Annotated in this window: 11 protein-coding genes; 9 read left to right on the top strand and 2 right to left on the bottom strand. The window is 60.5% G+C overall.

The annotated features are described in order from the left end of the window. Positions 1–70: 70 nt before the first annotated feature. The 6 genes from JNK74_02715 (at position 71) to JNK74_02690 (ending at position 6,681) form a co-directional block, all read left to right on the top strand. Positions 71–1,687, top strand: a complete 1,617-nt coding sequence (locus JNK74_02715; GenBank protein MBL7645081.1) for a TIGR03663 family protein — start codon at positions 71–73, stop codon at positions 1,685–1,687. Next, positions 1,684–2,763: a hypothetical protein gene (locus JNK74_02710; protein ID MBL7645080.1), complete on the top strand. Its 1,080-nt coding sequence runs from the start codon at positions 1,684–1,686 to the stop codon at positions 2,761–2,763. The genes JNK74_02715 and JNK74_02710 overlap by 4 nt, the downstream gene beginning before the upstream one ends. 180 nt (positions 2,764–2,943) lie before the next feature. Next, positions 2,944–3,936 carry a DUF1080 domain-containing protein gene (locus tag JNK74_02705; protein ID MBL7645079.1) on the top strand — a complete coding sequence of 331 codons (993 nt, stop codon included), beginning with the start codon at positions 2,944–2,946 and terminating at the stop codon, positions 3,934–3,936. An 82-nt stretch (positions 3,937–4,018) separates the two neighbouring features. Then, positions 4,019–4,786, top strand: coding sequence for a glycosyltransferase family 2 protein (locus tag JNK74_02700; protein MBL7645078.1), 768 nt, complete (start codon positions 4,019–4,021; stop codon positions 4,784–4,786). 13 nt (positions 4,787–4,799) lie between these two features. Continuing rightward, on the top strand, positions 4,800–5,621 hold the full coding sequence (gene thiF, locus JNK74_02695; protein ID MBL7645077.1) for a sulfur carrier protein ThiS adenylyltransferase ThiF: 822 nt from the start codon (positions 4,800–4,802) through the stop codon (positions 5,619–5,621). Between the two features lie 97 nt (positions 5,622–5,718). Then, positions 5,719–6,681, top strand: a complete 963-nt coding sequence (locus JNK74_02690) for a polysaccharide deacetylase family protein (GenBank protein ID MBL7645076.1) — start codon at positions 5,719–5,721, stop codon at positions 6,679–6,681. Between the two features lie 98 nt (positions 6,682–6,779). On the opposite strand, the gene JNK74_02685 is transcribed toward JNK74_02690, so the two are convergent. Together JNK74_02685 and JNK74_02680 are read right to left on the bottom strand one after the other, a co-directional pair. After that, positions 6,780–7,667, bottom strand: coding sequence for a DUF1559 domain-containing protein (locus JNK74_02685; protein ID MBL7645075.1), 888 nt, complete (start codon positions 7,665–7,667; stop codon positions 6,780–6,782). Positions 7,668–7,744: 77 nt separating this feature from the next. Then, the gene (locus JNK74_02680; GenBank protein ID MBL7645074.1) at positions 7,745–8,353 is read right to left on the bottom strand and encodes an RNA polymerase sigma factor; all 609 of its coding nucleotides are present in this window, start codon (positions 8,351–8,353) and stop codon (positions 7,745–7,747) included. 181 nt (positions 8,354–8,534) lie between these two features. Here JNK74_02680 and JNK74_02675 point away from each other — a divergent pair, with 181 nt between their 5' ends. The 3 genes from JNK74_02675 to queG are packed head-to-tail and all read left to right on the top strand — an operon-like array spanning position 8,535 to position 11,697. Beyond that, complete coding sequence (locus JNK74_02675; GenBank protein MBL7645073.1) at positions 8,535–9,986, top strand: DUF342 domain-containing protein; 1,452 nt, start codon at positions 8,535–8,537, stop codon at positions 9,984–9,986. 44 nt (positions 9,987–10,030) lie between these two features. Continuing rightward, a complete protein-coding gene (locus tag JNK74_02670) occupies positions 10,031–10,759 on the top strand; it encodes an SIS domain-containing protein (GenBank protein ID MBL7645072.1) in 729 nt (242 codons plus the stop codon). Beyond that, entirely contained in the window at positions 10,756–11,697 is a 942-nt protein-coding gene (queG, locus tag JNK74_02665) for a tRNA epoxyqueuosine(34) reductase QueG (GenBank protein MBL7645071.1), read from the top strand. Before JNK74_02670 ends, queG begins: the two co-directional genes overlap by 4 nt. The last annotated feature ends 5 nt before the right edge of the window (positions 11,698–11,702 follow it).

Genomic DNA, 11,702 nt, shown 5'->3' with positions numbered 1-11,702 from the left:
AAAAGAACGGAAAGAACACATAGGTTTTCATTGGCTACCGCCACATAGACTACGAAGGCACAGAGATACATTGACGAAGTTTCCCGTTTTCCATGTGGCCACCCTGGCCCTCATCCTCCTCGTCGCCGCCGTACTTCGTTTCTACGACCTCGGTTATCGCCCGATGCATGGCGACGAGGCGAATCAAGCGATGAAGACTTCCGTGCTGTTGGCGAAAGGCGAATATGCTTATGATCCCTTCGAGCACCATGGGCCAACGCTCTACTATCTGACTTTACCGATTCTGTGGATCGCCGGGGCGCACAACGCGGCGGAGATGACCGAGCCCATGATCCGCCTCGTCCCGGCTTTCTTCGGGCTGGGGCTGGTGTTGCTGTCGTGGCTGATTGTCTCCCCCATCGATCGCCGGGCGGGACTGTGGGCCGCCCTGTTGACGGCGGTCTCTCACGGGCTGGTGTATTACAGCCGCTACTACGTGCAGGAGATTTCCTTCGTCTTTTTCGCGGCGGGGTTGCTCTGGTGCGGCCACCACTACCTGAGTTCCCGCCGCATTGGCTGGGCGCTGGGAGCCGGGCTCTGTCTGGGACTCCTCCACGCCACGAAGGAAACGAGCGTACTCGTCGTTTTCGCCATGGTCGCGGCGCTGGCCTGTGTCGTCGCGTGGGAGAAATTCGTCGCGCGGCGGGCAATAGCCCTGACCCTGAACTGGAGGCACCTCGGCGCGGGATTGGGGCTCGCCCTGGCGATTTCGGTGCTCTTTTTCTCCTCGTTTTTCACGCACTGGCGCGGTCCGCTGGATTCGCTCCTGACCTACACGACCTATCTCAACCGCGCGGAAGGCCACGGAAGCAGCGCCCTGCACGATCAGCCGTGGTATTACTACATTTCGCTGCTGGCCTGGACCTACCGCGAGGCGGGCCCGAAGTGGAGCGAAGGGCTGATACTGGGTTTGGGGCTGATCGGCGTCTTGTGGGGGCTTTGGGGTCCTAATCGGACCGATCAGACGGATCGGACCGATCGGGATGGGGCAATCGTGGACTGCGGTGCGGCGTTTCCTCGTTTCCTGGCACTTTACACCCTCTTTCTCGTTGTGGGCTTCTCTCTGATTCCCTACAAGACGCCCTGGAACCTCCTCATCTTCCTCCATCCCCTCTGCCTCCTGGCGGGCTTGGGGGCGCAATGCCTGACAGGATTGCAGCGCGCAGTATGGGTTCGATTCCTGTTCGGGGTATTGATTTTGGCCGCCACGGCTCAGCTCGCGGGCCAGGCGTGGCGCGGGTCGTTCACCTACGGCGCGGATGTGCGCAATCCTTACGTCTATGCCCATACCAGTTCCGCCATTCGCCGCTTGACCGAGCGCGTGACCGATCTGGCCGCGGTCCATCCCCGAGGCGATCAGATTCACATCAACGTCTTCCGATTCGACGGCGACTACTGGCCGCTGCCGTGGTATCTGCGGCGCTATCCGAATGTGGGCTATTGGCCAAATTTTCCCGAATCCCCCGACGCCGATGTCATTTTGACCTCCCCCGAGATCGCCGGTGCCCTGCAGCCCCGGCTCAAAGATGAATATCAGGTGGAAATGAATGGCCTGCGGCCCGGCGTACTCATGCCCACCTTCATTCGAAAAGAGCTCTGGGATGCCTTCATGGCCAAGCGGAGCGGCCCCGCGGAGACGGCCCCATGACGATACTTCGTCCACATATCCTGATCGCGCTGCTGCTAATTACCGTTGTACGTGTCAACGGCGAGGAAATTTCTCCCGATACCATCGCAGCATGGTCGGCGCCCTGGCGCGGCTGGCACTACTACCCCGAACTTGTGATACCCGCGGCCCCCGAAATTCCAGGCCACGCGGGCATCGAGAAGACGGACGTCCCCACGGTATTCCAGCTTCCAGACGATCCCCGGTGGTTTATGTCCTTCATCGGATTCGACGGCCGGGGCTACCAGTCCTACATCGCCGAAAGCACCGATTTGGTTCGCTGGACTCAGCCCCGCCTCGCCATGGGCTTTGGTGAAGCGGGTAGTTTTGACCACGGCGGTGTGGTGCTGGGCGCCTACCTCTACGAGCGCTACGGCACCAATGACCGGCGCACGCTAAAGAAACACGACGGGAGATACTGGTCACTTTACGGCGCCTACCCCCGGCAGGGCGGCTACGAGCTCCGTCCCGGCTATGAAGGCGTGGCGGTGAGCGACGATGGCCTTTCCTGGCGTCGGGCGGTGGACCGGCCCATCCTTTCCATCTTTCAGGATGACGCAGGTACCTGGGAAAAGGATTGCATTTATCAGCCGTGGCTTGTGGAGTACGAAGGGCGCTTCTACAATTTTTACAACGCCGCCGAGGGCGGTGTGGAACAATCGGGTGTAGCCTTTTCAGAGAATCTCCTCGACTGGCGCCGTCACCCGAAGAACCCCGTCATCCCTGTGGGGCCGAAAGGCAGCTTCAATGAGGTCTTCTCCTCCGACCCCAAGGTCTACCGCGACGGCGATCACTGGATCATGATCTTCTTCGGTGTAGGTCAGGGCCATGCCCACATCATGGCGGCCTTTTCGCGCGATCTTCTTACGTGGACGGTGGACCCGGAGCCCCTCTACCGAGCAGGCGGTCACCCCGGTGGGCTGGACGCGGAGCATGCCCACAAGGTGTCTTTGGTGTACAACCCCAGTAACGATACGCGCTACCTCTTCTACAACGCGGTCGGCACCTCAGGCAGGGGCATAGGGCTGTTAACGAGCAAGCCTTTGGCGATGCCGTGAAGTCTGGAATCCCCACCGGAGCGGGTGCTATATTCACTCCGCGCAAGACAGCCCCGAAGTGTTTGTATCCATTCCCCGACACCCCTCCCGTGTGTCCGTGGTCCAATGCAGCAGTTTGACGGGCTGGCGCCGGCGTGCGGCGCGTGCGCGGAGAGATTGGTCATCATCAGGAGAAACCCCATGAAGAAAACGCTGTTGACCGGCTGCCTTGCCCTGAGCCTGTCGCTCACCGCAATGGCCGCCAGTGTAAAGGAAATCGAACTCCAGGGTAATTTTGACGGATCCGTAACGGCGCCCACCGGCGAAACGATGCCCGTGACGGCCCAGATCGTGGCCCTCGGCAAAGGCGAGCACGTGGCCAAAATCAGTGTGGCCGATGCCCTGGTCGAAGTAAAAGGCATGACCAAGGGCAAGGCGGAAGACGGCCTTTGTCTCTACGAACAGACGATTGACCTTGGCCCTGAAATGGGCAGCTTCAAAATCTCCGGCAAGGTTGAGAATCGGGTCTTCTCTGGCACGGCCGAAGGCTCGGATGGTGTGCACAAGTTTTCCCTCAACCGCATCGAGAAAGGCTCCCCCACGCTGGGCCTCAAAGCCCCCGAGGGCGCGATAGTGCTGCAGGACGGCACGAACATGAACGCCTGGATCCAGGAGCCCTTCTGGGACGTGCGCAATGGCGTGATGAACATGAGCGGCCACTCCATCCGCACCAAGGAAGAATTCCCGAGCATGCAGCTCCACCTGGAATTCAAGACCCCCTTCATGCCCAACGAAGCGCCCGGCAGCCAGGCCCGTGGCAACAGCGGCGTCTACGTTTTCGGGCGCTACGAAGTGCAGGTGCTGGACAGCTTCACCGATGCGCCGCGCGACAACCTGTGTGGCGGCATCTACCAGAAGGCCGTTCCATTGACCAAGGCCTGTCTCCCGCCCGAAGAATGGCAGACCTACGACATCGAGTTCCATGCGCCGAAGTTTGACGCCGCCGGCGCCAAGACGGCCGACGCGATTATCACGGTAAAGCACAATGGTATTACGATCCACGATAAAGTGGTCCTCCCCAGCCCGACCCCCGGCGGTGTGAGCGATCAGGAAGCGCCCAAAGGCGTTCTGATGCTTCAGGATCACCACGATCGCGTGGAGTATCGCAATATCTGGCTGAAGCCCATCGACTGATAGTACTGCTGCTGGCCGCGCCTGCACCCTGGGGCTGGGGCGCGGCCAGCGCCATTTTTATGCTTCCCTGGAAGAACCCTGAATGAACCCACGCACGTCGGTCCACACCAAATCGGAAACTCCTCCCCGACTCTCCATCGTGATCCCGGCCTACAACGAGGCCTCGCGCATTGAATCGACCCTGGTCCACGTGTTGCGCTATCTGGAAAGTCAGGATTACCCTTCCGAGGTCATCGTGGTGGACGACGGCAGCACCGATGCGACCTTCGGGGTTGTGCGCAATATGCGAACGCCCAACCGCACGCCGATCCGCGTTCACCAGCTTAAGGTCAACCAGGGAAAAGGGGCGGCGGTCAAGGCGGGCATGAACACGCTCGCGACGGGCGCCTTCCGCCTCTTTTACGACGCCGACGCGTCCACCCCCATCGAAGAAGTGGACCGGATCTGGGCGGAATTTGAGGGGGGCGCGGACATCGTCATCGGCTCCCGATCCCTGCCGGAATCGCGCGTGGAGGTTCATCAGGCGCCTTACCGGGAATTCATGGGGCGAACCTACAACCGCATCTTGAAGGCCCTGCGCCTTTCGGGATTTATCGACACCCAGTGCGGTTTCAAGGCCTTTACCGCCGCGGCGACCGAGTGCGTCTTTTCACGGCAGACCGTGGACCGATTCAGCTTCGACGTGGAGCTCCTTTTCGTAGCCGAAAAGCACGGCCTGGTCATCCGGGAGATTCCCGTACGCTGGATCAACAGCCGCGCATCGCGGGTGAATCCCGTGCGCGATTCGGCGCGCATGTTCTGGGACCTCCTCCTGATACACTACAGGAACTGGCAAGGGCGCTATCGCTGAGAGGAACGGGACCATGGACCACCCCATCACCATCAAGCTTTCCGAACAAGTGATTCACGTACCCCGGGGCATGACCCTGTTCGACCTGCGGGAGGAGCACAAACCGGGGGCCGACGTACTCATCCTGAACGGTGCACCCGCAGCCGAGAACGTAGTCCTTACGGAAGGCGACGCGGTCGTGCTCATACGACGTGGCGAAATCCCCGCGAAGCACGAGCTCGAAGCCTTGATGGCCTCGCGCCACACGCCGGGCGTGCACGAGAAACTGAAGGTGGCCACCGTGGGCATTGCCGGTGCCGGCGGTCTGGGCTCCGCCGTGGCGGTCGCTCTCGCGCGGAGCGGTGTTGGCACCCTCATTCTCGCGGACTTCGATGTGGTGGAACCGAGCAATCTGAATCGGCAACAGTTCTTCGTGGATCAGATTGGACAGCCCAAAGTTGAGGCTTTGACGGCGAATCTCCGGCGTATCAATCCCTACGTGAACGTGGAACCCCATCTCATCAAGGTAACCCCCGAGAATATCGCCGAACTTTTCGGACGCGTGGACGTCATGGTGGAAGCCTTCGACCGTGCGGACCAGAAGGCCATGCTGGCGGAATCCTACGGCATGCTTTACCCCGAAAAGCCCATCGTGCTGGCCACGGGCCTGGCAGGCCATATGCCGAGCAACACGATCCGCACCCAGAAAATGGGCCGCGTCATGGTCATCGTCGGCGATCTGGTTACGGCCGCTCAGCCGGGCACGGGCCTGATGGCGCCGCGCGTCGGTGTGGCGGCTCACCACCAGGCCAATGCGGTGCTGCGGCTGCTACTTGGAGAAGATCCGGAGTGTTGATCGACTCGCATCAATGCTACAATGCGCCCGTCGGGGTCACTCGTGAGTAACGTCCTTTTCATTGATCGGTCGTGCACAACGCACAGGGAGAAGAAGCATGATGCGTTTGATTGATGGTGCCCTTATTGTTGTCGTCTCGCTCCTCGCCCTCGGCAGTCCCGCCGACGAGCCCACCTTTGCCGAACGCCTGGGCTACCCGGCGGGTTCCCGGGTACTGATCATCAACAGTGACGACGTAGGCATGTGCCTGGCCTCCACACAGGGCTCGATTGAAGGGATCGAAGCGGGAATCGTGACCTCGGTTACCGCCATGATGCCCTGCCCCTGGGTACCCATGTTCGCCAACTACGTGAAGAAGAATCCCGAGGTCTGCGTGGGCGTCCACCTGACTTTCTGCTCGGAATGGGACGACTACCGCTTCATGCCCGTGGCCGGCAAACGCGCCGTGCCGGGCCTGGTGGATGAGATGGGCTGCTTCTGGGACAACAATAAGCTCCTGCTCCAGCATGCTACTCCCGACGAGATTGAAATCGAGATTCGCGCCCAGATTGACCGCGCGGAAACGATGGGCCTCAAGGTATCCCACATGGATTCCCACATGTGGTCCATGTTCGCCAAGCCGGAATTTCTGGATCGCTATGTGAAGGTCGCCATCGATAAGAAGATTCCCATTCGTATCGTGGGCGGTCCCGTCCGGGGCTACACCTACGCTGCGGAGCCGGAGTTCGTGGAGAAGTGCGCACCGCACATTGAGAAGCTGTGGGAAGCGGGCCTTCCCGTGCTGGACGATATGCACGCCGCCAGCTACGGCTGGGATACGACGGATAAGACGGACCTCTTTATCGACGCCATCCGAAACCTCAAGCCCGGCGTCACGGAGTTCGTCGTGCACCTGACCAAGCCAGACGACACGACCGATAAGATTACCGGCGGTCGCACCCACCTCTACGGCGACTACAAGGCCCTGACGAATCCAAAGATCCTGGAAGCCATCAAAGAAGAGGGCGTGATATTGGTCTCCTGGACGGAGCTGATGGAAAAGCGCCAGCAGGTCAAGTAGGGACAGCCTCGCGCTACGATTTCGATTTACGAAAAGAACGGTATGTCAATCGAGTTATCTAACACGTGTGAAGTGTGCTTCAGCCGGTGAGGCTGTCCCTACTCCCCACTCAACACATCCAGAATAGACGGCAGTACGGGAAAGGTGCCCAGCTGCACAAAGGCCACGTGGCCATCCATGTACAACACGTTGGTCCCCTTGAAATCGTCATCGGATTTTCGATGTTTCCACGTGGCGATTTCAATGAGCACGGGAATAGAAGATTGCGCGCTGGACGAAGCGCCGGCGTTGTTGATGTCGGTGATCATAAAGCGCTCAACCCCTTCGCGGAGCGGTTGAAGGGCAGGTTCCCCCGGCCCAGTGGGGACGGTCCCTTCGCCGGGCATCCGGTGCTCGGCGCGGGCACGCATTAGCGCCTCGAACTCGGCCTCGTCCTTTGTGGAATATCCGAGGTAGGCGAAGCTCTCCCCCACGATTTCCTCGGCTTTTTCAAAGTCGGGCCGGGGACTACTCCAGGCTTCTGCAAGCGCCTTCTTCAGACGATTTCGGTCCGGGTGCTGTTCCGAGACCATGAATTGCGGGTCCGTGACGAGTTTTCCATACCACGGTGCCAGATCGGGTACCCAGGCACCGTCGGCATCGGCCAATTGCGGCCAATCCTCACCCCTCGACTCGTTGGCGTACATCTTGAAGATCAAACCGAATTGTTTCATGTTTCCCTGGGTAGAGGAGCGTCGTGCGGCTTCCCGGGATTTGCTCAGCGCGTAAAGGACCGGCAGGGAAAGCAGGACAATCGTCGCGGCGACCGCCGTCGGCCGCACATAAGAGCGACGGGGAATCTTTACGCTCGCAACCGTTCGCTCGGCAAGCCCCGACGGCGCCTCCTCCACCGAGAGTACATTGAGTCGTGAGAGTAGCTTCAGTTCATTATCAAGCGCTGCCTGGCAGGTCGTACAGCCGCTCAGATGAAGTCGAGAGGTCTCCATGTCTCTGTCGGAAAGTGACCTCAACGCATAGGCGCGAAGATTCACCCGGACCTGTTCGCAGTCTACATGCTTTGCCATTAGTCCAAGGCCTCCATGGCCGCCATGAGCCGGTTGACCGCCTTGTTCATGCGGGATTTCACCGTGCCCACGGGAATCCAGAGGGCTTTGGCGATCTCCGCATAGGACAGTCCTTCCTGATGGGCCATGAGAAAGACGGCCCGATGCTTCACGCTAAGATCGGCCAAGGCGCGTTCCATGATGATGGAGCGTTCCCGAGCCAGGGCTGCTTCGTCGGGGCGCTGCGAAGTCGCGGCCCACTGATCGACGGGGTCCGGCCAGTCTTCGTCGTGGCGCAGCGATGTGACCGGGACTTCCGGGCGCCGTTTTCGGTAGCGCAGCCGATCCTTGCAGAGGTTCGTGGCGATGCGATAAAGCCAGGGGCGAAAGGGGGCATGTCCCCAGAACCGATGCCCGTGGAGGTGGACGCGCAAAAAAGTCTCTTGAAACACATCTTCGGCCTCGGCTCTGTCTCCGAGCATTTTGCTGGCATAATTGAACAGGGGCTCCTCGTAGCGCCTTACGAGGACGGCGAATGCATCCCCGTCGCCCATTTTTACGCGGGCCATAAGCGCTTCATCCGAGAGGTCCGCCGCGCCTGCCGCTCTATACGTTGATAACTCGTCCATGGTTCACCCCGGCCTGGGGCCATGGTAGCTCACGCATGACCGGCGATTGCAAGGCGGCGCACGACGGTCGTCCTCTTACGGTAACTATGTACTCCAGCTTGACAGAGGTGTTATCATACAGGGGGGTGGCGTTGGGGGGGCGTTGACGATGGCGTTTTCGCCTGGAGACCAGGATTCGTGCATGACTGATTTTATCAATACCGGAGCGACGACCAAACGAAGCGCAAGCGGCCCGGGCTTCGATCTCCGCCCCTCTGAAGACTACATGTCACTGCTACTTTCCTGTACATTACCCCCGCGAAATATAGAGATACTGGTGGGTCGCATTCGAAACGAATTGGGCGACCTCGGCATCAATACGGAAGAGCGGCTTGCCGAGGCCCTGGCGCGCTTTCACAAGGCGGTTCCCCAGGGGCCTCATCTGGAAAACGTGGTTCTCCTGGAAGGCTCCCCACCCACGCCGCCGATCGATGAGTCCATCCGATGGAACGGCAATTTCCTGGAAAAGGGCTTCGTGATCGACCCCGCGACCGGCAAGGCGGACTATCGCCGGAAAATCGCGGATGTTTCGGTCATACAGGGCCAGTTGCTGGCGGAGATCATTCCCGGACAACCCGGTAAGAACGGTCACGACGTTTTCGGGCGCGTGGTCCCCCCCCGCGACCCGCGCCCGGCCAAAATACACGAGGGAAAGAACGTACGCTACAATCCCGGACAGCGCGCATACACTTCTGAAGTAAGCGGTCGTATTCGGTTCGTTGCCGAAGTGCTCTCCGTGGACGACGTCTACAAAATCGAAGGCAACGTGGGTCTTCGAACCGGGAATATCAAGCATCCGGGAGCCCTTATCGTCACCCGCGACATCCAGAGCCAGTCCGAGGTGGTCGCGTCCGGCGATATCGACGTAGGCGAAAACATCGAAGACGCAATCGTGGAGTCGGGCGGCAACCTGACCGTCCAGGGCGGCATATCTTTTAAAGAACGCGGCTCCATCAAGGTGGCGGGAAATCTCCACGCCCGTTTCATCCGGAACGCGGTCATCGAGGCCGGTGGCGATATCTACGTGGACCGGGAGTTGAACCAGTGCCAGATTCGCACACGGGGCGCGGTGGTCGTTTCTCAGGGGCGGATCGTGGGCGGATCCATCGTCGCGCTCAAGGGCATTGAGACCGGCGATCTCGGTAGCGACGCCTGCATTCCCTCGGAACTTACCGTAGGTAAAGACTACACGATGGAATCCGTGATTACGGAGAAACGGGCTATCGTCGAATCCTCGAAGACCATTGTCATGAAATTGCGCGATGCCGTCGCGCCACTCCGGACCAAGCGCGACTCCCTTTCGCCGCCGCTGAAGCAGAAGCTTGCCCAGTTGCTGGAAGAGCTGCAGAAGCGCGAGACCCTCTTTGCCGCGCAGGAGCGGGAGTTGGAGGGCCTGTTTCGTTCCATCCATGCCTCGGCAAACAACCACATCTTTGTACACGGTCGTATCTATCCCGACAATCTCGTTCAGGTGGGGGCCCAGGTCAAGAAGATACGGGAGGGCGTTCCCGGTCCCTTGAAGGTGGCCCTGCGGGAAGGGAAGCTGGTTTTCTTGAAGTTGAAAGCGGGCGAGACGCTGAATAATCCGCTCTGACCCCGCGCGATGATTCCAGGCCCGACGGGCCCGAGGTATTCCAGATGAACAGCTTCCTTGATGCGGCCCGCTCGGTCCTGGACACCATCGAGCGGACCCAGGGCGAAGAGATTCGCCGCGCCGGGATACTCGTGGGCGAGTCTCTGCTCGCCGGCGGCGTCTGGCATCTCTTTGGAACGGGACACTCTCATCTCATCAGCGAAGAGGTCTACTACCGCGCCGGTGGTCTTGCACCGGTAAACGCGATGCTCTTTCCGGCCCTGATGCAGCATGAAGGCCCGGCCACCAGTACAAAGCTGGAAAGACTGCCCGGCCTGGCCCGTCTCCTGTTCGAGAAAGAGGACATCCGCCCCGGTGAGGTGCTCACGATCATATCCAATAGCGGCAAGAATGCCGTGCCGGTCGAACTGGCCCTGATGGCAAGAGAACGTGGCATCGCGACCATCGCCCTGACCTCCCTCGCCCAATCCGCCGCCGCCACGACCGGTACGGGACAGACGAAGAAGCTTTTCGAGGTCTGCGATGTGGTCATCGACAACTGCGGCTGTACCGGCGATGCCGCGATTCCCGTGGGCAATACCGGTGTGGCCACCGGGCCCACCTCCACCCTGGCGAATGTGGTCATTGTTCAACAGATCGTCCTGGAGATTTGCCAGGTATTCCTGGCTGCGGGTCAGGAACCGCCCCTGTTCAAGAGCGCCAACCTTCCCGGTGGCGACGCCTGGAACGCCGCACTGATCAAGAAATACGGGGCGCGAGTAAATCTCCGATGACCGGGGACACGGAGGAACGAAGCCGCTCGGTCAAGGACTTCGCCAGCAACATCGGCTTTGACGCCTGCGGCATCGCCGAGGCGGGCCCGATTGACCCCGAAGATCGATTGGGCCAATGGCTCGCTGCGGGATTTCATGCGGATATGGACTGGATGGCCGCGACAAAGGCAATTCGCCAGGATCCCCGCGTCAAAATCCCAGGGGCACGCTCTGTGGTCGTCGTTGCGCGAAACTACTTCTACCCCGACCCCGAACCTGATCCGGGCACGGGCAAAGTGGCACGCTACGCCCGAGGGCGCGACTACCACAAAGTCCTGAAAAAGCCCCTCATCAAGCTCGCCCGATTCCTCGATGATTTTGGCGTGAGTGCTCCCAGCTACGCCGCCGTGGACAGCGGGCCGGTCATGGAGCGCGCCTGGGCCGAACGCGCTGGCCTGGGTTGGATCGGGAAAAACAGCCTCGTGCTACGCCGCGACATCGGCTCCTGGTTCTTCGTCGGAACCGTGATCACGGAAGTGGCGCTGGCGCCGGACAGGCCCGTCGCGAATCACTGCGGTACCTGCCGCGCCTGTCTCGACGCCTGCCCCACCGATGCCTTTGTTCGCGAGGGCGTTCTGGACGCCCGCAAGTGCATCTCCTATCAGACGATCGAAAACCGAGGCGATATTCCAGACGTCGTGCAGGCCAACATGAAGGGCTGGGTCTTCGGCTGCGACATCTGCCAGGAGGTCTGCCCCTGGAACCGTTTCCAGCAATCCAGTTCCGAGCCGGATTTCGCGCCGAGAGCGGGCCAGGCCTTTCCAAAACTCGAGGAACTGGCTGGGTCGAATGAGGAGACCTTCAACGAACGCTTCGCGGGGACACCCATCCGGAGAACGAAGCACGCCGGGATGGTGAGGAACGCGGAAGTGCTGCTCGGAATTCGTGAACGAAAGTGAGTCGA

Source organism: Candidatus Hydrogenedentota bacterium (genome assembly GCA_016791475.1).
GTDB lineage: Bacteria > Hydrogenedentota > Hydrogenedentia > Hydrogenedentales > JAEUWI01 > JAEUWI01.
This window is presented reverse-complemented; position numbering and strand designations above follow the sequence as displayed.